Consider the following 23,026-nt stretch of genomic DNA (forward strand, 5'->3'; position numbering starts at 1 on the left):
CAAGACCATCGATCTGAACCGCTTTCGCGGTTCAGATGATCATCGACAATGAGAACGATCAAGTGAAATAAGGGCAATTGGTGGATGCCTAGGCATGCACAGGCGAAGAAGGACGTGATACGCTGCGATAAGCCGTGGGGAGCTGCGAATAGGCTTTGATCCATGGATCTCCGAATGGGGGAACCCACCTCTGATGCTTGGTAATCTGGCCCGTCTTCGGACGGTCTTGGTTCCAAGCATTGAGAAGAGGTATCTGCACCTGAAAAGATAGGGTGTAAGAAGCGAACGCAGGGAACTGAAACATCTAAGTACCTGCAGGAAAGGACATCAACCGAGACTCCGTCAGTAGCGGCGAGCGAACGCGGACCAGGCCAGTGGCATCGAGGAATAAAGTCGAACAGGATGGAAAGCCTGGCAAGAATGGGTGATAGCCCCGTAGACGTAGAACACTCGATGTCCTTGAGTAGGGCGGGGCACGTGAAACCCTGTCTGAACATGGGGAGACCACTCTCCAAGCCTAAGTACTCGTGCATGACCGATAGCGAACCAGTACCGTGAGGGAAAGGTGAAAAGCACCCCGACGAGGGGAGTGAAATAGAACCTGAAACCGGTTGCCTACAAACAGTGGAAGGCCGCAAGGCTGACTGCGTACCTTTTGTATAATGGGTCAACGACTTAGTGTAACTAGCAAGCTTAAGCCGGTAGGTGTAGGCGCAGCGAAAGCGAGTCTGAACAGGGCGTTCAGTTAGTTGCATTAGACCCGAAACCAGGTGATCTAGCCATGAGCAGGTTGAAGGTTGGGTAACACCAACTGGAGGACCGAACCCGCATCTGTTGCAATAGATTGGGATGACTTGTGGCTAGGGGTGAAAGGCCAATCAAACCTGGAGATAGCTGGTTCTCCGCGAAATCTATTTAGGTAGAGCGTCGATCGAATACCCCGGGGGTAGAGCACTGGATGGGCTATGGGGACTCACCGTCTTACTGATCCTAACCAAACTCCGAATACCCGGAGTACTAATCGGCAGACACACGGCGGGTGCTAACGTCCGTCGTGAAAAGGGCAACAACCCTAACCTCCAGCTAAGGTCCCCAAGTCATGGCTAAGTGGGAAAGGATGTGAGGATCCCAAAACAACCAGGATGTTGGCTTAGAAGCAGCCATCATTTAAAGAAAGCGTAACAGCTCACTGGTCTAGTCAAGGGTCTTTGCGCCGAAAATGTAACGGGGCTCAAGCCATGCACCGAAGCTGAGGCTTAGACATTCTTACGAATATCTAGGGGTAGCGGAGCGTTCCGTAAGCCTGTGAAGGGAGACCCGTGAGGGCTCCTGGAGGTATCGGAAGTGCGAATGTTGACATGAGTAACGATAAAGGGAGTGAGAGACTCCCTCGCCGAAAGACCAAGGGTTCCTGCTTAAAGTTAATCTGAGCAGGGTTAGCCGGCCCCTAAGACGAGGCGGAAACGCGTAGTCGATGGGAACCACGTTAATAATCGTGGGCCTGGCGGTAGTGACGGATCGCGTAACTTGTACAGTCTTACTGGATTGATTGTGCAGGGAAGCGGTTCCAGGAAATAGCTCCGCCATTATAGACCGTACCCGAAACCGACACAGGTGGTCAGGTAGAGCATACCAAGGCGCTTGAGAGAACTGCGTTGAAGGAACTCGGCAAATTGCACGCGTAACTTCGGAAGAAGCGTGACCCCTTTATACGCAAGTATTGAGGGGTGGCACAGACCAGGGGTAGCGACTGTTTATCAAAAACACAGGGCTCTGCGAAGTCGCAAGACGACGTATAGGGTCTGACGCCTGCCCGGTGCTGGAAGGTTAAGAGGAGAGGTGCAAGCTTTGAATCGAAGCCCCAGTAAACGGCGGCCGTAACTATAACGGTCCTAAGGTAGCGAAATTCCTTGTCGGGTAAGTTCCGACCTGCACGAATGGCGTAACGACTTCCCCGCTGTCTCCAACGCAGACTCAGTGAAATTGAATTCCCCGTGAAGATGCGGGGTTCCTGCGGTCAGACGGAAAGACCCCGTGCACCTTTACTATAGCTTTACACTGGCATTCGCCAAGGCATGTGTAGGATAGGTGGTAGGCTTTGAAGCAGGGACGCCAGTCTTTGTGGAGCCATCCTTGAAATACCACCCTTATCTTCGTGGATGTCTAACCGCGATCCGTCATCCGGGTCCGGGACAGTGTATGGTGGGTAGTTTGACTGGGGCGGTCGCCTCCGAAAGAGTAACGGAGGCGCGCGATGGTGGGCTCAGACCGGTCGGAAATCGGTCGTCGAGTGCAATGGCATAAGCCCGCCTGACTGCGAGACTGACAAGTCGAGCAGAGACGAAAGTCGGTCATAGTGATCCGGTGGTCCCGCGTGGAAGGGCCATCGCTCAACGGATAAAAGGTACGCCGGGGATAACAGGCTGATGACCCCCAAGAGTCCATATCGACGGGGTTGTTTGGCACCTCGATGTCGACTCATCGCATCCTGGGGCTGGAGCAGGTCCCAAGGGTATGGCTGTTCGCCATTTAAAGCGGTACGTGAGTTGGGTTCAGAACGTCGTGAGACAGTTCGGTCCCTATCTGCCGTGGGTGTAGGAATATTGACAGGATCTGTCCCTAGTACGAGAGGACCGGGATGGACGTATCTCTGGTGGATCTGTTGTCGCGCCAGCGGCATAGCAGAGTAGCTATATACGGAAGGGATAACCGCTGAAGGCATCTAAGCGGGAAACCCACCTGAAAACGAGTGTTCCCTGAGAGCCGTGGAAGACGACCACGTCGATAGGACGGGTGTGGAAGCAAGGCAACTTGTGAAGCTTACCGTTACTAATAGCTCGATAGACTTGATCGTTCCCATTGCCTATGATCATCTTCATGAGCTCAGCTCATGAACATCTTTGTCCTCACGCTGACGCAGTCTGACGACTGCTACGCTGCGGACGGCGCGCCTGAAAAGTCAGGCGGCAGGCCCAAAGCCTGCAAAACGCCCAAACATTCGATCGAACCAGCAAATACGGACATGCTACTCGCTGATCCCTATTCGCTATTCGCAAAGAACCAGCTTCTCTGTTTGCCTTTCGCCGACCTGGTGGTCATGGCGGGGCGGCCGCACCCGTTCCCATTCCGAACACGGCCGTGAAACGCCCCTGCGCCAATGGTACTTTGTCTCAAGACACGGGAGAGTAGGTCGCCGCCAGGTCTGCAAAATGCAAACATCTCATAACTCTTCACAACACGCAGGCGCTTCCGGTATTTTTGCATAGCCAAAAACCTGTCGCGGTTCAGCCTTCCGGATTAAGCGATATTTTGCCTACGGCGAAAGTCGGTCGGTATTTTGCCTCCCGGCAAAAACCTGGTAACGCGGGGTGGAGCAGCCCGGTAGCTCGTCAGGCTCATAACCTGAAGGCCGCAGGTTCAAATCCTGCCCCCGCAACCAAAATCACAGAACCACCAACCAAGCCCCAAGGCAATCGCCGAGGGGCTTTCTGCGTTTCTGGGTGCCCTCGATGGACCGAGCGGGCGCCCTGTCGACGATGCGGCTCGCCCAACATGGTCCGCAACGGGCCGACATCTCAGCTCGCGCCTTTGATCGCCACGCCAAAGACGGAGACGCCGTCGGTGGACAAAAGCGGCTCGACGCCGGGCTGGACGGCCGCTGCGCCCGCCGGCCCGACCCGGTAAACAGATCGTTTCTTTCCGACCGCCAGCGTTGCGGTCGTTCAATCGGGGAGGGGGATATAGTCGCTGCGATCATCGGCAGGCAGGTCGAAGCGGCCCTTGCCCCAGTTCGCGGCGCGCCATTCCGCCTTGGCGACCTCGATGCGTTCCTGCGACGAGGCGACGAAATTCCACCAGATGTAGCGCGGCCCGTTGAACGTCGCGCCGCCGAGGATCATCAGGCGCGCGCCGCGCTCCCCGGCGGCCACCGTGATGCGGTCGCCCGGTCGAAACACCATCATCTGCGACGCCTCGAAGTCCTGTCCGGCCACCGTGATCGAGCCCTCGACGATGTAGACGCCGCGGTCCTCGTGATTGTCGGGCATCGGCAGCCGGCTTCCCGGCCGCAGCGTCACGTCGGCGTAGAAGGTCTCCGAAAACATCGCCGCGGGCGCCGCTTCGCCATAGAGCTCGCCGAGAATGACGCGGACAGAAGCGCCCCGGTCCTCGATCACCGGCAGCGTCTCCTTGCCGCGATGCTCGAAACTGGGCGCCACGTCCTCATGGCTTTCGGGCAAGGCCAGCCAGGTCTGAATGCCGAACAGGCTGTTGGGCCCGGTGCGCGCCGTGGCCGACGTGCGCTCCGAATGCGTCACGCCCCTGCCTGCCACCATCCAGTTCAGTGCGCCGGGCCGGATGATCTGATCGGCGCCGGTGCTGTCGCGGTGATGGAAGTCGCCCCGGAAGAGATAGGTCACCGTGCCGAGTCCGATATGCGGATGCGGCCGGACGTCGACGCCCTGGCCGGTCAGCAGCTCGGCCGGCCCGGCCTGATCGAAGAAGATGAAGGGCCCGACCATCTGCCGCTTGGGCGCGGGCAAGGCGCGCCGCACCTGGAAATCGCCGAGGTCTCGCGATCGCGGAACGATCAGGGTTTCGATCGCGTCGATCCCGACCCCATCGGGACAACCCGGTTCGATTGATGGATTCCAACTCATATGCATCATCCTTCGTGTTTTGGTCGTCTCTGGGGGCCGAGCGAGCATGTTCGCCCGAGAGGCGCGCCCGGCCGGCCTTCGCCATTTCGAGCGGGCTGCGGCGCGTGGACGTCTCGCTGTCGCCGGGTCAGGCCGACCCTCCCAATCTCCATCGGCGCGCCGGCGCACGTGATTTCGGGTGAAACGTGATCTCACCCTCCCCAAAGAGCCTTTCGAACTCAAGGCTCAAAGCGGCGGAGACGACAATCGGGAGCAAGAACGGCGCCGGCGCCGCAATCCCGGCGCCGCAGGCGACGTGCGCATTGGCTAGTTTACGGCAGCCAACTCGCATTTCTCTCGACATTCAGGAGTAGTCAGATGAATTTTCGCAACGGCCTGGGCTCCCTTCTTCGCCCTGAGGATTCGGTGCTCGTCATGATCGACCACCAGCCCTATCAGCTCGCCAATCTGAACAGCCACGATCCGCATATGGTGGTCAACAATTCGGCCGGCCTGGTAAAGGCTGCGAGGGTCTTCGACGTGCCCACCATCCTGACCAGCGTGGTCGTGGATCGCGGCGGCCGCATCTTTCCGCAGGTCACCGAGGTGTTTCCCGACCAGCAGGTCATCGACCGCACGTTCATCAACACATGGGAAGACCCGAAGGTGGTGGACGTGGTCAAGGCGACGGGTCGCAAGCAACTGGTCCTGGCCGGCCTTTGGACCGAAGTATGCGTCGCGATGCCGGCGATCCAGGCTGCAGGCGAAGGCTGGGACGTGACGGTGGTCACCGATGCCTGCGGAGGCGTATCGACGGAAGCGCACGACGTCGCCATCAAGCGGATGATCGCGGCCGGCGTGAACATGATCACCTGGATGGCGCTGGCGGCGGAATGGCAGCGCGACTGGGCGCGGGCGGAGACCGCCGGCGCGATCAATGAGGTCATGATCCAGCATGCCGCCGGCAGCGGCATCGCCTTCCTGTGGGAGCAGCAGTTGCTCAACACGCCGGCGCCGAGCTCTGCGGGCTGATTGGAGTAGTCACGGCGCGGCGAACTTCGGGGCATTCTCGCCGTGGGGATCGCCGCGCCATCCATCGCGCGGCTCGGAGCGGCCGCAAGGGAGGCGCGGTTTGCATATCGACGAACTCATGCAGGACAATCTCGATCTGGTGTTCGGCGAGCGTGACGCCACCCGGCGCCTCGCGGCGATCCGGCGGATCTATGACGCGGACGCCGAGCTCCATGAGCCTCACCGCTCGGCGCGGGGACATCAAGCCATTTGCGACGCTGTGGGCGATCTTCTGGCGCATCTGCCAGCCGACTTCGGGTTCACGGCGATAAGGCCGGCATCCGGCCACAACGGCTTGGGACGGCTGCAATGGCGGGCCGGTCCGCCCGGCGGTCCGCCTGCCGCGACAGGCGTCGACGTCGCGCATGTCGAAGGCGGCCTCATCAGAGCGCTGCATGTTTTCCTGGACCAGGACGACATCTGAACCTGCGACTTGCGGCGGCCGCGCCGCCGGCCGGACCCGGTCGCCAAGAAGGACCTGAAAATGACGGATCATGGTTTTCCCACTGGATTGGAGATGGATGTCTCCTATCCTAATTTTCGAGTGAGCCTGACGCTGCTGTCGATCTCGCAACTCCGGTTCGAGATCAAGGAGGGACCGTTCGCCCGAACCGAGACCGTCGACATCGAGGTCGCGCCGATCGGCAACGGTGTCTTCGCGGTCAGCTGGCGGGAAGAGAGCGGCGCCACGGTCGCCAATATACAGGACTACGATCGCGGCCTGGTCTTTTCGTTCGCGACGCTGCCGGACGGTCGATTTCTGCGCATGACCGGCGCAATGACGATCACCCGCCCCGCCGCACGTCCCGCCGACAACCTCCCGCAGCGCAACAAGGCGCTGGTTCTCGACGCGATGACCTCGCTGTTCCAGCGCCGCGACGCCGCGGCCGTGGAGCGGCTCTACGCCGTGGATTACATCCAGCATAATCCCGCCATTGCGCAGGGTCGGGACGCTTTGCGGGCGATCGTGGCTCAACTGCCCGAACATGTCCATTACGAGCCCGGCCTGATCCTGGCGGAAGACGACCTCGTGGCGATCCACGGCCGCATCCGCGGTTGGGCCGAGGAACCGCTGATCGCAATCGACGTCTTCCGGGTCGAGGACGGCAAACTGGCCGAACATTGGGACGTGCTCCAAACCGAAACGGCGGCCGCGGCGGCCGAGGGACGCGTTCCTATGTTCGATCCCGGAGAGGCGATGCGGGACGCGCGGCGCGGGCGGACCTGACGCCTTGCATCGATGAGACGTGGAGATCACGCGAGAGACAGCGGATCGGGAAGAGGACGCTGCGCTTCAACGCGCTCTTCGCGTCGACAAAATTCCGGTCCGGACCGAACCGGGGCCGTCCTTCCCGGGCGCTGAGCCGAAGCCGGGCGGGCCGGCGTTCGCTCGCAGAAAACAGGCGCCGTTCGGTCACGTCGCCCGGGGTCGCTGGCCAATCAACAGGTCTTGATGGCGGCGACCAAGGCGAACTCCAGATGTTCGAGTTCCTTCATGGTGAAGTTTTTCCCGAGGACGATCAGACGTGAGTAAAGCGGAGCGAAGAGGAGATCGAGCGCCAGCTCTTTGTCGAGGTCGGCGGGCAATTCTCTCCGCGTGATCGCGCGATCCAGCAGTCTATGCCCGAACTGTCGCCGCGCCTGAGCGATGCCGTCGAGCATCGCCGACAGTTCGTTCGAGCGAAGCCGTTCGGCGACCAGATCGGGAATGATGCGGCGAACCAAAGGATGTCGCAGGACCGTGCGCGTCGCACGAAGATATTCCCTGATATCGGCCTGCAGCGAACCGCGGTCGGCGGCGCCCAACCGCATGACCTCGACGCTCCGGATCGCCTCGCAAGCGAATTCCAGCTTCGAACGCCAACGCCGGTAGATCGCAGCCTTTCCCGCGCCGGCTCTCGCCGCCACCCGCTCCAGGCTGACGGCGGCAAAGCCCGTCATCGCCCATTCCTCGAACAAGGCGCGAAACAAAGCTGTCGTCAGCTCCGGCCGGATGAGCGCCGCCCCGCTCGGCTTCCGCCTCAGCGTAAGGTCGATACTCTTGCGTTCCATCCAAAAATCCTCCACTCTGGACGGAACGGTAGCGTCTTGCGCCGCCTGGGAGAAGAGATCGAGGCAAACCAATCGCGATTTCTGGTCGTTTGTGGAGCGCAGCGACGGCGCGCGCAACAAAGCCGTCTGAAGCCTCGGAACCCGAACACGTCTCGTTTGGCAGAGTGCGCCGGCCGTCATCGCGGCGCGACAGGGACCGCAGGATCGGTCCGAAGATCTGCGCAAAGGATAGGAGACCCGACATGCCCGGAACCGCTGATCGTTCCTTTGCTCGAGGGCGCAACAATGGTCACCTGCGGCGCTATGTTCAAAGCGTGAAATCTGCAGGCTGCCTGATTTACCTGTCGGAGGCGTCTCAGCCGGCCGCAGATATGTCCGACCCTGCGGTCGCCGATCTCGCGCCGCATGAAGACCTGCGTGGCGGCCGCCGCGTGAGCAGAGACACGGGCGGCGGATGGACTGATATGAGACGCGAAACGGGCAACGTCTACTCCGCTCCGGCTATGGTCGCGCGGATCGCGCCGGAGGTGTGGCGTTCGTCGAACCTGGTTCTCCGTCCGGTCTTTCGGAAGCGTCAGGCCTTGAGCCCGGTCGACTGTGGTCGGCCGCTGGGCGATCCGACCCGGCCTTCGAACTTTCATCGGGCGCGTTCGGCTCGGGAGGGACGACCATGACCGTTCATGCCCCGTCTTCATTCGCCGAGTGGCACAGCATCGGCGAGCACGCGTCCTATATGCGGACGATGAAATCGCCCGGCGCGATACTCGACCTTCTCGAAATCCAGCGGCCCGCCGGTGACATGTCGCGCCCCGCGCTGCCGGATATCGTCCTGGTGGAGGACATGCGCGGCTGCAGACGCGTTAGGGGAGATCTGGGCGGAGGCTATTTCGACATTGCGACCGAAAAAGGCGCCCTCGCTGTCGCCGCGCCGAATTTCTCGACCAGCGTGGTCAATGAGGAGAGCCATCGGCTCCGGAGCCTGGCCTTTCCTTTGGCGCAGTGGCAGGTCGTCCTCGACGACGCCACGGACGGGCGGTTCTCGATCGACAATTCGTTCATCTACGGCAGGGTGTTCGATTCCCCCACCATCCGGTCGGCGCTTAGGACGCTGTGGGCTCTCTGCGACGACGAAGGGCCGCCCTCGCGGCTGATGGCGCGGGCGGCGGGGCTGGAGATTCTCGCCGAACTCTGCCGGTTGGGCGGGGCGCCGTTGGCGAGCGCCAAGGGTGGTCTCGCTCCATGGGCGCAGCGCCGGTGCGTGGAACTGATGCGCGCCCAGCTTTCGCACGATATCAGCCTCGATGAACTGGCCAAGGAGGCGCGGCTCTCGCCGTTTCATTTCGCGCGCATGTTCAAGCAGAGTTTCGGCGCGCCGCCGAGACTGTATCTGACGCGACTGAGACTGGAAAAAGCCTGCGAACTGCTGGAGCACACGGACCTTCCGGTCACCGAGATCGCCCACGAGGTCGGATATTCGTCGAACCAGGCGCTCGCCCGGGTGTTCATGAAACACCACTGCCTGAGCCCGACCGACTATCGCAGGGCGGTGCGCGAGCCGTGCCGCTCCGCTCGGTCCCAATGACGGTTGCGATCCTCGATCCCGATCAGACCCGCCCGTGTCGCCGACAGAACAGCCCGGGGCGAGGTCGCCGCCGGCCGAACGCGGCCCACGGCGCCGCCGTGATCGATGCCGACGGTGGGTTGGCCCGACGCGCCGCCGCAGGCTCGGCGCAGGCCCGACGAATTTGACATCATCGACGCGAGGCCAGTTCTTGGAAGCGCCGGCCGATCGGCGAGATCGCTCGGCCGTCCGTTGCAATGTCCGTTCGGCAACGTTCAGCCAAGCATCTGCGTCTGCTCCGATCAGGGCTTCCGGCGGTAGAAGATCATTCCGCCGTGATGAAGCGTGTCCTGATCGACGAAGACGCCGTCCGCGGTGAAGCCTGTGTCGTCCCAATAGTCGATGTGATTGCCGGTGACGACGTAGCGACCCTGATAGGCGCTCTGGCGTTTGCCGCGGGCTTCGTCATAGCGGCCCGTCGGCAGGAGTTCCTGGCGGATCTGGCCGTCGCCGGTGATCCACATGCCGAGATAGGGATGGTTTTGCGGCAGGGCCTGGGTGTTCGACTGTTTTGGCATGGTGTTCTCCGCCATGGCGATGGGGTCGCCGCGCCGTATGGAACGGCGGCGACGATGATGAGGGTTGCAGTGGTGGTGATGATGTCGGGCATGGGGGTTGGTCCTCGGGCTGAGGCGCTGCGGGGATGCCGCAGATCGCTCAAGACGTCGTGCGCGTCGGGCGGACGACGATTTCGTTGACGTCGACATCTTCCGGCTGCTCGACGGCGTAGCGCACCGCGCGACCGATGGCGTCCGGGGTCAGCGCCACGGCGCGATAGGATTTCATGGCTTCGGCCGCGACCGGATCGGTAATGGTGTCGGCGAGCTCGCTCTCGACCACGCCCGGATGGATGCAGGTGACGCGCAGCCGGTCGTTTTCCTGGCGCAGGCCGTCGGATATCGCCCGCACCGCAAATTTGGTCGCGCAATAGACCGCGGCGGTCGGCGACACCGCCAGAGCGCCGATGGAGGCGATGTTGACGATATGGCCGGAGCCGCGCTCGGTCATGTGCGGCAGTACGGCGGCGATGCCGTAGAGCACGCCCTTGATGTTAACGTCCACCATCCTGTCCCATTCGTCGACCTTCAGCGACGCCATCAGCGACAGCGGCATGACGCCGGCATTGTTGACCAGCACGTCGATCCGGCCGAATTCCCGGCGGGCCGTCTCGGCGAAGGCGGCGACATCGGCGCGGTCCGTGACGTCGACCCTGCAAGTCAATGCCCGGCCTCCGGCCGCACGGATATCCTCGGCGACGCTTTCGAGACGATCGGTGCGACGCGCTCCGAGCGCCACCATCGCGCCGGCGCGCGCCAGTTCATGAGCGATGCCCACTCCGATTCCGCTGGATGCGCCGGTGATCAGAACAACCTTGTCCATGATTTTCTCCTTCTTTCTTCGCTTTCGCGGTTGCATGGAAGATAGCGTCCGGACATTGTCGCGATAAGCCGCCAAGAACTGCACTCAAAGGTTAGAAGGGCTAACCAATGCCGCCGGATTTCAACGCGCTCGCCGTCTTTGCTCTCGTTGCGGAAGAGAAGAGCTTTCGCGCCGCCGCCGATCGCATGGGCGTCACGCGGTCGGCCGTAAGCCAGACGATCCGGAGGCTGGAGGAGACGCTCGGCATCGCCCTCGTCAATCGCACGACCCGCAGCGTCGGGCTGACGGAGGCGGGCGAACTGCTCTATGGCGAGGCGGCGCCGGCATTGCTCGGCATGCAGGCGGCTCTTGAGGCGGCGACCAATCTGCGCGGCCCGCCGCGGGGCCGGCTGACGCTCGCCGTGTCGTCGATCGCCGAGAGCTTTCTGTCGGGCGAACTGCTCTCCTCCTTTCTCGATCGCTATCCGGAGGTGACATTGCATGTCACCGTCACCGACGAGGAATTCGATATCGTCGCCGAAGGATATGACGCCGGCGTGCGGCTGGGGAGGTGATCGCCCAGGACATGATCGCCGTGCCGGTCTCGGGCGAACAGCGTCAGCTGGCGGTTGCGTCGCCCGCCTATCTGGCGCGGCACGGAGAGCCGCTTCATCCGAGCGAGCTCGCACGGCGCCGCTGCATCGGGTGGCGACGCGGGGCGGCGGTCGCGCCCTATCGATGGGAATTCGCGGAAAACGGCCGGGAGTTTTCCGTGGCGGTGGCGGATACGATCACGACCACCGACATGGGCCTGATGATCAAGCTCGCGGTGGCCGGCGCCGGGATCAGTTTCGGCATGGAGGACAGTTTCCGGCCCGCGATCGCCCGCGGCGAGCTCACGCCCGTGCTGGAAGATTTCTGTCCGCGCTTTCCGGGCTTCTATCTCTATTATCCCAGCCGCCGCAACATGGCGCCGAAACTGCGAGCGCTCGTGGCGCATCTGCGCGACTTTCGCTGACCTGGCGACAGGCGGCGGCTCGGCCGCACCATGTACGGACCCACGAACGCGCGACGCATAAGCCGGCTCCATACGGTCTTTGCGGGGGTGTCTCAGCGCTGGCGGGGACAAAGCTCCCGACGGGCCGCGAAAACTTCGAACAGGATATTGCATACGTATGCATATTGACATAAGATAATCGCCAATCGCCCCGAAGAGGCGATCATCCGTTGCGGCTGGGAGCCTGCACGAAGAAAGAGAGAAGGGAACATGAAGACAATCGGATTGCTTGCCACGACCGCGCTTCTGCTTGCTGCAGGCGTGATGACCTCAACGCCCGCCCGTGCCGACTGTGGCATCGAGAAGGGCTCCATCCGCATCCTGTCGAACGATTTCGAGGTGCTGCGCCTGGTGGCCAGCGAAGCCTCCAAATGCGCGAGCTCGTCGGTGACCGTCACCAAGAACCAGACCTCGGAGCACAAGAATCTCCAGGTTCCGGCGCTGAAGGTCAACCCGGCCCAGTACACGGTCGCCGTGGTCGCCAACAATTCGATCGTGCCTTTGCTCAACGAAGGCCTGATCCGTCCGCTCGACGATCTGGTCGCGAAATACGGCAAGGATCTCGCCCCGAACCAGCTGATCAAGATCGACGGCAAGACGATGGCGATCGCTTTCGTCGGCAATGGCCAGCACATGTTCTTCCGCAAGGACATTCTCGAAAAGGCCGGCGTCGCCGCTCCGAAGACCTATGAGGACGTTCTGGCCGCCGCCAAGGCGATCAAGGACAAGGGGCTGATGGAGTATCCGCTGGCCGCCTCCGACAAGGCCGGCTGGGATCTCGCGGCCGAATTCGTCAACATGTATCTCGGCTACGGCGGCGAATTCTTCAAGCCGGGCACGGCGGAAGTCGCCATCAACAATGAAAAGGGCCTCGCGACCCTGAAGATGATGAAGGACCTGACCGCGTATATGGGTCCCGATTACATGACCTATTCCGCCGACGATCTCGCCAAGAATTATGTGGCCGGCAAGACCGCGATCATGAACGAATGGGGTTCGCTCGCCGGCAGCATCATCGATCCGGCCCGCGCGCCCGCCGAAGTCGCCAACAACACCGTTCTGGCGTCCGCGCCGACGGTCGGCGGCGGCTCGACGCCCGCCGCGGCTCTGTGGTGGGACGGCTTCTCGATCGCCAAGAACATTTCCGACGAGGATGCGGAAGCGTCCTTCCAGGCTATGGTGAAGGCGATCAGTCCCGAAGTGGCCGACAAGAACCCGAACGTCGCCACCTGGCTGACCCGCGACTTCAAGCCGAGCGCCGCCGCCGTCGGCGTGCTCGAGACCGCCAACAACGGTGCGGCGCCCTATCCGATGCTGCCCTTCATCGGCCTGCTGCATACGGCCCTGGGCGCGGAGCTCGCCGATTTCATGACCGGTCGCGAAAGCGCCGAAGACGCCTTGCGCGACACGGAAGCGGCCTATACCGCGGCTGCGCGCGAAGGCGGCTACCTGAAATAAGCCGCAACACCCACCGCATGGCGGCTTTCGCCGTCGCCATGCGCAGGGCCTCGGCTGAGGCATGAACGCGACAAACGGCGGCGGTTCGCCCATCGATCCGCCGCCATCGGGAAAAACGCAGCCGCCGCTCGGCGCGGCGACGCGGCATCACGCTGCCAGGAGGGCTCATGCCTCACAGGGCATTCTTCGCTTTCGTCTTTCCGTCCCTGGCGGCGATGATCATCTTCATCGCGCTGCCGATCGTGTCGGTCGCCATTCAGTCCTTTTACGTCCAGCACGACAAGGTCATCGTGCAGACGGAAGCATGTTCGCCCTTCGGCGGCTGCAAGATGCAGACTCGGGTGGACGCCGAAGCGACGGCGCAATTGCGTCGCGACGAGCCGCTGGGCAAGTTCAACGGCTTCGGCACCTATCTCGATCGCAATCATCTGGCGGTCGACGAGGTGAAAGCGATCCTGAGCAGCGCCGGCAGCCTGTCCGACATCGTCTGGCAGTTCTATAATCTGCCGTTCTACAAGGCGCTTTCGTTTACGCTGGCCTACACGTTCATCGTCACCCCGCTCGCCATGGCGCTCGGTTTCGGCATCGCGCTCGGCGTCAACACGCTGTCGCCGCTGCTCAAGGGGCCGGTGATCTTCTTCTCCTTGCTGCCGATGATCGTGACGCCGCTGGTGGGGGCGCTGGTGGTGTACTGGATGGTGTCGTCGCAAGGCATCGTCGGCGCATCGCTGCAGGCGCTGTTCAACGATCCCACGCTGTCGCTGAAATCCTCGCTCGGGCTAACCTGGCTGACATTGCTCGCCTATGGCGTCTGGCACAATGCGCCCTTCTCCTTCGTCGTCTTCTATGCCGGTCTGCAGACCGTTCCGGCCGACACGCTGGAATCGGCGATGATCGACGGCGCGAGCCGCTGGGACCGCATCCGCTTCGTCATCGTGCCCCATCTCATGCCGCTCGCGACCTTCGTGGCGCTGGTGCAGCTGATGGACAATTTCCGCGTCTTCGAGCCGATCGTCGGCTTCAGCGCCAACGCCAGCGCGACGTCGCTGTCCTGGGCGATCTACAACGACCTCAACAGCCAGGTGGACCAGCTCTACGGATCGGCCGCGGCCACGTCCATGCTGACGATCCTCGGCGTCATCATTCTTCTGTCGCCGGTGCTGATCCGCACATGGCGCGAATTCAACCGTCGCTGAGGGGAGGGCGCGCATGTCCACCGCCAATCGCCAACCGCTGCCTCTCAAGACGCTGTCCGTCGTCTTCATCCTCATCTGGGTGATTCTCGCCGCGTTTCCCTTCGTCTGGACGGTGTGGGGATCGTTCAAGGTCGAGCAGGACTTCTTCTCGCGCGAGACCTGGTGGAACGCGGTGACCGGCGTGCGCACGATCGCCCAGACCGGATCCGCCTTCACCGGCGCCGGCTATTACGGCGCTTGGATCACCCGCGATTTTCTCAGTTCGGTCATCAACACCGGCATCGTCACCCTCTGCGTGGTGACGATATCGCTGACCTTCGGCACGCTGGGCGGCTATGCGCTCGCCCGTTCCGGCCGTCGCTACACGTTCTGGATCCTGATGGCCGCGCTGGTGTTCCGCGCGATGCCGCATATCACTCTGGTGTCCGGCTATCTCCTGCCGTTCTTCCAGCTCAACATCTGGGGCTATCTGCCGACCTCCATCATCGTGCTCGTGGCGATCAACCAGCCGTTCACGCTGTGGATGCTGCATTCCTTCTTCCTGTCGATTCCCAAGGATCTGGACGAGAGCGCGCTGGTGGACGGATGTTCGCGTTTCCAGGCGTTCCGCCTCGTGGTCATTCCGGTCATGTGGCCGGGGGTGATCACCACAGGTCTGTTTTCCTTCCTGCTCGCCTATAACGACTTCGCCGTCACCGCCATGCTGTTGTCCCAGAACAACCAGACCATGGTGCCGAAGATCGGCAGCTTCCTCGGCACCGTGCAGCAGGAGGGAAATGTCATGTTCGCCGTGGCGGCCGTCGTGTCTGCGACCGCTCCTCTTTTCCTGCTGGTCATGTTCTTCCAGCGTCAGATCGTCAGCGGTCTCACCGCCGGCGCAGTCAAGGGATAACTCATATGGCCGAAATTCGACTGAAGAACGTCTACAAGCGCTGGCACAATTTCACCGGCGTCGACAATTTCAACCTGACGATTCCGGACAACGAGTTTCTGGTGCTGCTGGGCCCCTCGGGCTGCGGCAAGACCACCACCATGCGCATGATCGCCGGGCTGGAGGATATCACCGACGGCGAGATCTGGCTCGGCGACCGGCTCGTGAACAAGCTGGAGCCGAAAGACCGCGACATCTCCATGGTGTTCCAGAGCTACGGCCTCTATCCGAATATGAGCGTCTACGAGAATATTCGCTTTCCGCTGCGGGTCCGCAAGGTCGACAAGGCTCTGCACCACGACATGGTGATGCGCGCCGCGCGCATGGTCGAGCTCACCGAATTTCTCGATCGGCGGCCTGCGGCGCTGTCGGGCGGGCAACGCCAGCGCGTCGCTCTCGGCCGGGCGATCGTGCGCGAGCCGAACGTGTTTCTCATGGATGAACCGCTGTCCAATCTGGACGCCAAGCTGCGCGTGTCGACACGCGCCCAGATCAAGCATCTGCAGCATGAACTGAAGGTCACCACCATCTATGTGACCCATGACCAGATCGAGGCGATGACCCTGGCGGACCGGGTCGTGGTGATGAACAAGGGCAAGATCCAGCAGGTCGGAACGCCGACGGAGATCTACGACAATCCGGCCAACGCCTTCGTGGCCTCGTTCATCGGATCGCCGGCGATGAACCTGGTGGACGGAACGATAGACGGCGGCGTGTTCCGCGCCGAGGGCATCACGGTGTCCGGTCTGCAGACGGATGTGAAGGGCCCGATCACTTTGGGCTTCCGCGCCGAGGATGCGAGCATGACCAGCGAAGCCGGCGAACTCGGGGCCGACGTCTATTCGATGGAGCTTCTGGGCGAGGCGACGATGGCGAGTTTCCGCATCGGCTCGCAGCTGATTTCCATCAAGTCGGACAAGGCCTATCGGGCTGCGATCGGCGAGCGCGTGCACGCCGCCATTCCCGCGAGCATCTGCCATCTCTTCGACGCCGCAACCGGCGCGCGTCTCTCCCGCGCCACCGGGACCTGAGCCAAAAAACATCGAGGCCGGCCAGCCAGCGCCAGGGCCCAGAGGAGCACTCATGACCATCACCTATCTCAAACGTGGAAAGCCCGACGCCGAACGCGCCCAGGACGATGCGAAAGTTCGCGCCACGGTCGAAGCCACGCTGAAGGACATCGAAACCCGCGGCGACGCCGCCGTGCGCGAACTGTCGGAGAAATTCGACAAATTCTCCCCGGCTTCCTTCCTTCTCACCGCATCGGACATCGAGGCGGCGATGAGCAAAGTGTCCACCCGCGACATGGCGGATATCGACTTCGCCCAGACGCAGATCCGCCGCTTCGCAGAGGCGCAGCGGGCGTCCATGCAGGACATCGAAGTCGAAACGCTGCCCGGCGTCATCCTCGGACATCGCAACATCCCGGTGCAGTCGGTCGGGTGCTACGTGCCAGGCGGCAAGTTTCCCATGGTCGCCTCCGCGCATATGTCAGTGCTGACCGCTTCGGTGGCCGGCGTGCCCCGCATCGTGGCCGCCGCTCCGCCGCAAAAGGGCGAGCCGCATCCGGCGATCGTCGCCGCCATGCACAAGGCGGGCGCGCATGAGATCTATGTGCTGGGCGGCATGCAGGCCGTCGGGGCCATGGCGCTCGGCACCGAAACCATCAAGCCCGTGGACATGCTGGTCGGTCCCGGCAACGCCTTCGTGGCGGAAGCCAAGCGTCAGCTCTACGGCCGCGTCGGCATCGATCTCTTCGCCGGGCCGACCGAGACGATGGTGATCGCCGACGACACGGTCGACGCCGAACTCTGCGCCACCGACCTCCTGGGCCAGGCGGAGCACGGCTACAACTCTCCGGCCGTTCTCGTCACCAATTCGGCGAAGCTGGCGCGCGACACGCTGGCCGAAGTGGATCGCCTGCTCGCCATCCTGCCGACGGCGGAAACCGCATCGGTCTCTTGGCGCGACTATGGCGAAGTCATCCTCTGCGACAGCTATGAGGAGATGCTGGAGGTGGCCAACGACATCGCTTCGGAACATGTGCAGGTGATGACCGATCGCGACGACTGGTTCCTGGAAAACATGCATTCCTATGGCGCGCTGTTTCTCGGACCGCGCACCAACGTGGCCAACGGCGACAAGGTCATCGGCACCAATCACACGCTGCCCACCAAGAAAGCCGGTCGCTATACCGGCGGCCTGTGGGTCGGCAAGTTCCTCAAGACCCATTCCTACCAGAAGGTGACCAGCGATGCGGCGGCGGCGGAGATCGGCGCCTATTGCTCGCGGCTCTGCATGCTGGAAGGCTTTGTCGGTCATGCGGAGCAGGCGAATATCCGCGTCCGGCGCTACGGCGGCGGCAATGTCGCCTATGGCGCGGCGGCCGAGTAACCATATCGGTCCGCCCGCGCGCCCAAAGGAGGTTTGAATTCATGCTGTTGCCCAGGACGCCCTCGTTCCGCCTCGACGGAAAACGCGCTTTGGTGGTCGGCGCCTCCTCCGGCATAGGGCTCGGCGCGGCCGTGGCGCTCGCCGAAGCCGGGGCGCATGTGACGCTGGCCGCCCGCGGCGTCGACAAGCTCGCGGAAGCCGTCGACGCAATGACGGCGGAGGGCATGGTCGCCGAGGCGATCGGCCTCGACATCGCCGACATCGAGGCGACGCAGGCCTATCTCGGCTCGGTCCAGGCCTTCGACGTGATGGTCAACAGCGCCGGGCTGGCGCGACACGGTCCCGCGACCGAGACACGCCCCGAGGATTTCGACGCCGTCTTCGGCGTCAATGTGCGCGGGGCCTATTTTCTCACCCGGGCGGTCGCGGCGCGACTGATCGAGGCCGGCAAGCCCGGATCGCTGATCAACATCTCCTCGCAGATGTCGCAGGTCGGCGGCGTCGACCGCGCGGTCTATGCCGCCACCAAACATGCGGTGGAAGGCTTCACGAAGTCGATGGCGATCGAATGGGGACGGTTCGGCATTCGCGTCAACACCATCTGCCCGACCTTCGTGCGGACTCCGCTGACCGAGCAGACGTTCTCCAATCCGGAGCGCGCGCAGTGGATAAGCGAGAAAATCAAGCTGGGTCGTATCGCCACGGTGGAAGACATTATGGCCGCCGTCACCTATCTTGCGACCGACGCGTCGTCGATGGTGACGGGCTCGGCCTTGATGGTCGATGGAGGCTGGACGGCAGACTGATGGTAAGCGAGAAGGTGACATCCAACGACGTCGCGCGGCTGGCAGGGGTCAGCCAGTCGGCGGTTTCACGGTTCTTCACGCCGGGGACGTCGGTGTCGAAGCGTACGGCGGAGAAGATCAAGGCGGCCGCCGACGAACTCGGTTATCGCCCGAATGTTCTGGCGCGGTCGCTGATCACGGGCAAGAGCCGCATCATCGGCCTCGTCGTCGCCTATCTCGAAAACTATTTCTATCCCGACGTTGTCGAGCGTCTTTCGCGCCTGCTTCAGGACAAGGGCTACCATGTCCTGGTGTTCATCTCGTCGCTCGCGGCCGACAAGGTGGAGGAGATCACCCAGGAAATCCTCGATTACCAGGTCGACGGCATCGTCCTGGCGTCGGCGAACATGTCGTCCGAGCTGGCGGCGCGCTGCCATGCGTCGGGCGTGCCCATCGTGTTGTTCAACCGGCTGCAGGACGATGAAAAACTGTCCGCCGTGACGTCGGACAATCGCGGCGGCGGCCGGATGCTGGCCCTCCATCTGGCCGAGACCGGCCGGCGCCGGATTGCCTATATCGCCGGTTTCGAGGGGGCGTCGACCCAGCGCGACCGCGAACGCGGCTTTCGCGAAGGGCTCGACGAAGCGGGGCAGGCGCTGTTCGCCCGCGATGTCGGCAATTTCCGTTACGAAGAGGCGCAAGCCGCCGCCCGCCGCCTGTTTGCCGCGCCCGAAGCCGAGCGGCCGGACGCCGTCTTCGTATGCAACGACCACATGGCCTTCGCGGTCATGGACGTGCTGCGCTTCGAACTCAATCTGACCATACCCGGCGACGTCGCCGTCGTCGGGTTCGACGACGTGCCGCCGGCGCGCTGGCCGTCCTACAATCTCACCACCATCCGACAGAGCGTGGACGATATGGTGGCAGAAACCGTCGCCACGTTGCTGTCGGCCATCGAGGGCGACGTGAGCCCGGCGCGGCGCGTCTGCCTTCCCGGCGCGCTGGTCGTCCGCGGCTCGTCGCAACCCGCCAAGCCCATCTGATTTCCCGCTATCGCATCCGGCGTTCAGCGCCGGGCGCACTCTTTTCGCAAACGGCTTTGCATACGTATGAAAGGCGAAGACATGACACTCTCACAGGCCGAAATGGAACGGCGCATCGTGCGCTATGGCGAATTGAAGCCCTGCCGCACCGCGTTCATCGACGCGCATACGCCGGGCTCCAATCAGAAAGAAAACTTCACGATCATCGGCGGCGGCGTGTCCGAAAGCGCCGACCAGCATGTGCATATCAAGGAGACGCCGGGCTTCAACATCGGCGCCGCGGGCCAGCCGCCGAAATGCAGGAACTCGCTGCATTCGCATCGGACGGCGGAGGTCTTCTTCGTCCTGAAGGGACGTTGGCGCTTCTTCTGGGGCCGCTGGGGCAATGCCGGCGAAGTCGTGCTGGAGGAAGGCGACATCATCAACATTCCGACCGGCATTTTCCGCGGCTTCGAGAATATCGGCACCGACTATGGAATGATCATGGCCATTCTCGGCGGGGACGATGCCGGCGGCGGCGTCATCTGGGCGCCGCAGGTCATCGAAGACGCCAAGGATCACGGTCTTGTCCTGGGCGAGAACGGCAAGCTGTATGACAGCAAGAAGGGGCAGACGCCGCCGGAAGGCGTCAAGCCGATGCCGCTTCTGACGGACGAACAGCTGAAGGCGTTTCCCGAGACGCCCGTCCGCGACGTCGTGCGCGATTATGTGGCGCGCTACTGGGATCTGATGGCGCTGGCGGCCAAGGAGCCGGCCAAGGTGATCGGCGAACAGGCGCTGCTGCGCGACAAGCCCGGCTTCGAGGTGGAGTTCCTGACGCGGGGCTCCATTCCCGAAGACGCCTACTCCGTCGACCGCCATGAGATCCTGATGATCATGCGCGGCCACTGGAAGCTGACCTGGGACGGCGGCGAAGCCGCGCTGGCGCCCGGCGACACCTGCGCCGTGCCGCCCGGCCTGAGGCACAGCCTGACGCCGTCGATGACCGGCGAGGCAAGCCTCTACCGCGTGACGAACACGCAGGACAAGGCCGGCGCCACCTGGCGCGAATAATCCGTCACCATCCCTCGCGCCGGCCGGCCGCCGCGAGGGACCCTCACATTTACCAGAAGGCAGCGGCCATGGACGATACGCTTCTCTCCCTCCTGCGCATGGTGGATACGCCCACGGTGTGCAACGCCATCGAAGTGGCGCAGGGCAAACGCGGCTTCAATGCATTCACCCGGGGGACGGTTCTCGCATCGCGCCCGCAGGCCCCCGCCATCGTCGGTTATGCCCGAACCGCCCGCATCGCAGCGGCCACGCCCTCGACCGAAGATCCCGCGATCATCCGCGCCCGGCGCATGGACTATTATCGCCACATGGCCAGCGGCCCGAAGCCCAGCCTCGCGGTGATCGAGGATCTCGATTTTCCCAATGCGGTGGGCGCTTTCTGGGGGAGATCAACGCCAATATTCACCGCGGTTTCGGCCTGTCGGGCGTGCTCACCAATGGCGTGATGCGCGACCTCGGCGACGTGCCCGATGACTTCCAGATGATCGCCGGCTCCGTCGGGCCGAGCCACGCCTTCGTGCGGGTCGAGGATGTCGGCGTCGACGTGACCGTTTTCGGAATGACGGTGAAAAACGGCGATCTCGTCCATGCCGATCGTCACGGGGCGCTGGTCGTCCCGCCGGAAATCGTGCCCGTCCTGGCCGAGGCGATCGCCAAGCTGCAGGCGACCGAACGGCTGATCATCGATCCCGCGAAATCCGCCGGTTTCGATTTCGAAATGTTCGAGGCGGCGTGGGCGGCTTTCGAAGCCGCCCGGACCTGAGGAGGAGCGTCATGGACGGGCAGAGATCAGACCCGAGCGCCGAGGACGTGCGCCAGGCCGCCAAACGCGCCGGAATCGTCGTCGCGGAGGAGCGTGTATCCTTCGTGCATGACGGCGCGCTTTTCCTGAATCGTTCGGTGAACGTCTGTCGTCGCCTGGCGGCGGCTTCCCCGCGAAGGCCGAGTGATGAGCGATCCCGCCGATCTCTCGATCACGGAGGCCCGCGCGGCCCTCGACCGGCGCGAATTGTCGGCCGAGGAGCTGACGACGGCCTGTCTGCGCCGCATCGAGGAGCGCAATTCGTCCTATCACGCCTTCGTGCATGTCGATGCCGATCGGGCGCTCGACGCGGCGCGGCGCGCCGATCGCGACATCGCGGCCGGGGAAAGCCGGGGGCCGCTTCACGGAATTCCGGTCGGCGTCAAGGACCTGTTCGACACCGCCGACATGCCGACGACCCGGGGCTCCGGCGTCTTTGCCGGCCATCGGCCGGCCGTCGACGCCGACCTCGTCGCCCGTCTGCGGACCGGCGGCGCCGTGGTGGTCGGCAAGCTCGACACCTATGAGTTCGCGATGGTCGGCCCGGTCTTCGATCGTCCCGCGCCGCCGGCGCGCAATCCGTGGAACCTCCAGCGGTTTACGGGCGGGTCTTCCTCCGGCTCCGCCTCTGCGGTCGCCGGCGGCCTGGTCCGCACGGCGCTCGGGACGGATACCGGCGGATCCGTGCGCAGTCCCTCCAGCTATTGCGGCGCGGTCGGCTTCAAGCCCACTTATGGCGCGCTGTCGCTCGAGGGGGTCTTTCCGTTGACGCCGAGTTTCGATCACGCCGGAATCCTATCGGCCAGCGTCGACGAGGCGCTCTTGACGTATCATGCCCTCAGCGACGCGGAGCCGCGCCAAGTCCTGCCGCCGAAACGGGACGACCTGCGCAACGTCGCCATCGGTTATGCCCGCGACTGGTTCGCCGCCGATCCGCAACTGCATCCGGCGGTTCTCTCGGCGATGGACGAAGCGGCTTCGCAGCTGTCCCTGCTGGGAGCGAAGATCGTCGAAGTCGCCTTGCCCGAGGCCGCATTGTTCGAAGCCGCCGGCGCCGTGATCATCCATGCCGAAGCCTATGACATCCATCGGACGCTGCTTGCGGAGAAGGGCGACACATACAGTCGCAAAGTGTTTCAGAACATCCTTTCGGGGCTGCTTCTGACGCCGGAGGATGTGGACGAGGCGCGGCGCGCGAGCAACCGTCTCTGCGCACAGATCGATGCGCATCTCGACGGCCGGTTCGACGCGCTGCTGACCGTCAATACGCTGACTCCTGCCTTTTCGTTTGCGGATTTCGAGACGGATGTCGCGGTCTGGACGCCGATGCGCACGCTGGCCTTCAACATGAGCGGCCATCCGGTGTTCGCCCTGCCGGCCGGTTTTTGCGACGGCCTGCCTCTCGGACTGCAGTTGATCGGACGTAGACATGGCGAAGCCGAACTCGGCGCGATCGCCCGCGCTTACGAGGCGAGCACCGATTTCGCCAGCCTGCGCCCTCCGCTTCCGGCGGGCGTGCTCCGATAAGACCAGCCGCACGACGCAGCGGGTGACGGATAGGAAAAAG

Annotated in this window: 19 protein-coding genes, 1 tRNA gene, 2 rRNA genes and 1 pseudogene; 19 read left to right on the top strand and 4 right to left on the bottom strand. The window is 63.2% G+C overall.

Annotated elements, in window-relative coordinates; translation table 11 throughout:
* Window positions 1-56: 56 nt before the first annotated feature.
* From H2O14_RS14380 to H2O14_RS14390, 3 genes are all read left to right on the top strand, one after another.
* Window positions 57-2,854, top strand: a 23S ribosomal RNA gene (locus H2O14_RS14380).
* Between the two features lie 233 nt (window positions 2,855-3,087).
* A 5S ribosomal RNA gene (gene rrf, locus H2O14_RS14385) occupies window positions 3,088-3,202 on the top strand.
* 160 nt (window positions 3,203-3,362) lie between these two features.
* Window positions 3,363-3,439 (top strand) — tRNA-Met (locus tag H2O14_RS14390).
* A gap of 283 nt (window positions 3,440-3,722) precedes the next feature.
* On the opposite strand, the gene H2O14_RS14395 is transcribed toward H2O14_RS14390, so the two are convergent.
* Window positions 3,723-4,658, bottom strand: coding sequence for a pirin family protein (locus H2O14_RS14395; protein ID WP_182828194.1), 936 nt, complete (start codon window positions 4,656-4,658; stop codon window positions 3,723-3,725).
* 357 nt (window positions 4,659-5,015) lie between these two features.
* Here H2O14_RS14395 and H2O14_RS14400 point away from each other — a divergent pair, with 357 nt between their 5' ends.
* The 3 genes from H2O14_RS14400 to H2O14_RS27505 all read left to right on the top strand — a co-directional run bounded on the left by H2O14_RS14400 (window position 5,016) and on the right by H2O14_RS27505 (window position 6,936).
* Complete coding sequence (locus H2O14_RS14400) at window positions 5,016-5,669, top strand: hydrolase (RefSeq protein ID WP_182828195.1); 654 nt, start codon at window positions 5,016-5,018, stop codon at window positions 5,667-5,669.
* A gap of 100 nt (window positions 5,670-5,769) precedes the next feature.
* Window positions 5,770-6,132 (top strand): nuclear transport factor 2 family protein, encoded by a 363-nt coding sequence (locus H2O14_RS14405; RefSeq protein WP_246697393.1) that lies wholly within the window; start codon window positions 5,770-5,772, stop codon window positions 6,130-6,132.
* Window positions 6,133-6,192: 60 nt separating this feature from the next.
* Window positions 6,193-6,936, top strand: coding sequence for a MoaF-related domain-containing protein (locus tag H2O14_RS27505; protein ID WP_246697394.1), 744 nt, complete (start codon window positions 6,193-6,195; stop codon window positions 6,934-6,936).
* 212 nt (window positions 6,937-7,148) lie between these two features.
* Here the strand turns inward: H2O14_RS27505 and H2O14_RS14415 are convergent, their stop codons facing one another.
* Complete coding sequence (locus H2O14_RS14415) at window positions 7,149-7,760, bottom strand: TetR-like C-terminal domain-containing protein (RefSeq protein WP_182828196.1); 612 nt, start codon at window positions 7,758-7,760, stop codon at window positions 7,149-7,151.
* 670 nt (window positions 7,761-8,430) lie between these two features.
* On the opposite strand from H2O14_RS14415, the gene H2O14_RS14420 reads away from it, so the two are divergent.
* A complete protein-coding gene (locus H2O14_RS14420; protein ID WP_182828197.1) occupies window positions 8,431-9,342 on the top strand; it encodes a helix-turn-helix domain-containing protein in 912 nt (303 codons plus the stop codon).
* 281 nt (window positions 9,343-9,623) lie between these two features.
* On the opposite strand, the gene H2O14_RS14425 is transcribed toward H2O14_RS14420, so the two are convergent.
* Window positions 9,624-9,914 (bottom strand): Atu4866 domain-containing protein, encoded by a 291-nt coding sequence (locus H2O14_RS14425; RefSeq protein ID WP_182828198.1) that lies wholly within the window; start codon window positions 9,912-9,914, stop codon window positions 9,624-9,626.
* Between the two features lie 124 nt (window positions 9,915-10,038).
* Complete coding sequence (locus tag H2O14_RS14430; protein WP_182828199.1) at window positions 10,039-10,761, bottom strand: SDR family oxidoreductase; 723 nt, start codon at window positions 10,759-10,761, stop codon at window positions 10,039-10,041.
* Between the two features lie 107 nt (window positions 10,762-10,868).
* On the opposite strand from H2O14_RS14430, the pseudogene H2O14_RS14435 reads away from it, so the two are divergent.
* The 12 genes and pseudogenes from H2O14_RS14435 (at window position 10,869) to H2O14_RS14485 (ending at window position 22,986) form a co-directional block, all read left to right on the top strand.
* A pseudogene (locus H2O14_RS14435) lies at window positions 10,869-11,758 on the top strand (LysR family transcriptional regulator).
* Window positions 11,759-12,007: 249 nt separating this feature from the next.
* The gene (locus H2O14_RS14440) at window positions 12,008-13,255 is read left to right on the top strand and encodes an ABC transporter substrate-binding protein (RefSeq protein WP_182828200.1); all 1,248 of its coding nucleotides are present in this window, start codon (window positions 12,008-12,010) and stop codon (window positions 13,253-13,255) included.
* A gap of 167 nt (window positions 13,256-13,422) precedes the next feature.
* Window positions 13,423-14,451, top strand: coding sequence for a carbohydrate ABC transporter permease (locus H2O14_RS14445; RefSeq protein WP_182828201.1), 1,029 nt, complete (start codon window positions 13,423-13,425; stop codon window positions 14,449-14,451).
* A gap of 13 nt (window positions 14,452-14,464) precedes the next feature.
* The gene (locus H2O14_RS14450; RefSeq protein ID WP_182828202.1) at window positions 14,465-15,343 is read left to right on the top strand and encodes a carbohydrate ABC transporter permease; all 879 of its coding nucleotides are present in this window, start codon (window positions 14,465-14,467) and stop codon (window positions 15,341-15,343) included.
* A 5-nt stretch (window positions 15,344-15,348) separates the two neighbouring features.
* A complete protein-coding gene (locus H2O14_RS14455; protein WP_182828203.1) occupies window positions 15,349-16,413 on the top strand; it encodes an ABC transporter ATP-binding protein in 1,065 nt (354 codons plus the stop codon).
* A 52-nt stretch (window positions 16,414-16,465) separates the two neighbouring features.
* Window positions 16,466-17,776 carry a histidinol dehydrogenase gene (gene hisD, locus H2O14_RS14460; RefSeq protein ID WP_182828204.1) on the top strand — a complete coding sequence of 437 codons (1,311 nt, stop codon included), beginning with the start codon at window positions 16,466-16,468 and terminating at the stop codon, window positions 17,774-17,776.
* A 41-nt stretch (window positions 17,777-17,817) separates the two neighbouring features.
* Window positions 17,818-18,582: an SDR family NAD(P)-dependent oxidoreductase gene (locus H2O14_RS14465; protein WP_182828205.1), complete on the top strand. Its 765-nt coding sequence runs from the start codon at window positions 17,818-17,820 to the stop codon at window positions 18,580-18,582.
* Window positions 18,582-19,604 carry a LacI family DNA-binding transcriptional regulator gene (locus tag H2O14_RS14470; RefSeq protein ID WP_182828206.1) on the top strand — a complete coding sequence of 341 codons (1,023 nt, stop codon included), beginning with the start codon at window positions 18,582-18,584 and terminating at the stop codon, window positions 19,602-19,604. Before H2O14_RS14465 ends, H2O14_RS14470 begins: the two co-directional genes overlap by 1 nt.
* A gap of 81 nt (window positions 19,605-19,685) precedes the next feature.
* Window positions 19,686-20,657, top strand: a complete 972-nt coding sequence (locus H2O14_RS14475) for a cupin domain-containing protein (protein ID WP_182828207.1) — start codon at window positions 19,686-19,688, stop codon at window positions 20,655-20,657.
* 68 nt (window positions 20,658-20,725) lie between these two features.
* Window positions 20,726-21,103 carry a hypothetical protein gene (locus H2O14_RS27510; RefSeq protein ID WP_246697698.1) on the top strand — a complete coding sequence of 126 codons (378 nt, stop codon included), beginning with the start codon at window positions 20,726-20,728 and terminating at the stop codon, window positions 21,101-21,103.
* Window positions 21,085-21,420 carry a hypothetical protein gene (locus H2O14_RS27515; protein WP_312858606.1) on the top strand — a complete coding sequence of 112 codons (336 nt, stop codon included), beginning with the start codon at window positions 21,085-21,087 and terminating at the stop codon, window positions 21,418-21,420. The genes H2O14_RS27510 and H2O14_RS27515 overlap by 19 nt, the downstream gene beginning before the upstream one ends.
* Before the next feature lie 186 nt (window positions 21,421-21,606).
* A complete protein-coding gene (locus tag H2O14_RS14485) occupies window positions 21,607-22,986 on the top strand; it encodes an amidase (protein ID WP_210275453.1) in 1,380 nt (459 codons plus the stop codon).
* The last annotated feature ends 40 nt before the right edge of the window (window positions 22,987-23,026 follow it).

Origin of the sequence: Rhizobium sp. G21 (assembly GCF_014158035.1) — a bacterium.
Taxonomy (GTDB): Bacteria; Pseudomonadota; Alphaproteobacteria; order Rhizobiales; family Rhizobiaceae; genus Rhizobium_E.

What these genes read in the sequence shown, in the direction of transcription:
- H2O14_RS14395 (WP_182828194.1), bottom strand. Translation starts at nt 4,658, where the DNA reads ATGAGTTGGAATCCATCAATCGAACCGGGTTGTCCCGATGGGGTCGGG.
- H2O14_RS14400 (WP_182828195.1), top strand. Translation starts at nt 5,016, where the DNA reads ATGAATTTTCGCAACGGCCTGGGCTCCCTTCTTCGCCCTGAGGATTCG.
- H2O14_RS27505 (WP_246697394.1), top strand. Translation starts at nt 6,193, where the DNA reads ATGACGGATCATGGTTTTCCCACTGGATTGGAGATGGATGTCTCCTAT.
- H2O14_RS14415 (WP_182828196.1), bottom strand. Translation starts at nt 7,760, where the DNA reads ATGGAACGCAAGAGTATCGACCTTACGCTGAGGCGGAAGCCGAGCGGG.
- H2O14_RS14420 (WP_182828197.1), top strand. Translation starts at nt 8,431, where the DNA reads ATGACCGTTCATGCCCCGTCTTCATTCGCCGAGTGGCACAGCATCGGC.
- H2O14_RS14425 (WP_182828198.1), bottom strand. Translation starts at nt 9,914, where the DNA reads ATGGCGGAGAACACCATGCCAAAACAGTCGAACACCCAGGCCCTGCCG.
- H2O14_RS14430 (WP_182828199.1), bottom strand. Translation starts at nt 10,761, where the DNA reads ATGGACAAGGTTGTTCTGATCACCGGCGCATCCAGCGGAATCGGAGTG.
- H2O14_RS14440 (WP_182828200.1), top strand. Translation starts at nt 12,008, where the DNA reads ATGAAGACAATCGGATTGCTTGCCACGACCGCGCTTCTGCTTGCTGCA.
- H2O14_RS14445 (WP_182828201.1), top strand. Translation starts at nt 13,423, where the DNA reads ATGCCTCACAGGGCATTCTTCGCTTTCGTCTTTCCGTCCCTGGCGGCG.
- H2O14_RS14450 (WP_182828202.1), top strand. Translation starts at nt 14,465, where the DNA reads ATGTCCACCGCCAATCGCCAACCGCTGCCTCTCAAGACGCTGTCCGTC.
- H2O14_RS14455 (WP_182828203.1), top strand. Translation starts at nt 15,349, where the DNA reads ATGGCCGAAATTCGACTGAAGAACGTCTACAAGCGCTGGCACAATTTC.
- hisD (WP_182828204.1), top strand. Translation starts at nt 16,466, where the DNA reads ATGACCATCACCTATCTCAAACGTGGAAAGCCCGACGCCGAACGCGCC.
- H2O14_RS14465 (WP_182828205.1), top strand. Translation starts at nt 17,818, where the DNA reads ATGCTGTTGCCCAGGACGCCCTCGTTCCGCCTCGACGGAAAACGCGCT.
- H2O14_RS14470 (WP_182828206.1), top strand. Translation starts at nt 18,582, where the DNA reads ATGGTAAGCGAGAAGGTGACATCCAACGACGTCGCGCGGCTGGCAGGG.
- H2O14_RS14475 (WP_182828207.1), top strand. Translation starts at nt 19,686, where the DNA reads ATGACACTCTCACAGGCCGAAATGGAACGGCGCATCGTGCGCTATGGC.
- H2O14_RS27510 (WP_246697698.1), top strand. Translation starts at nt 20,726, where the DNA reads ATGGACGATACGCTTCTCTCCCTCCTGCGCATGGTGGATACGCCCACG.
- H2O14_RS14485 (WP_210275453.1), top strand. Translation starts at nt 21,607, where the DNA reads ATGAGCGATCCCGCCGATCTCTCGATCACGGAGGCCCGCGCGGCCCTC.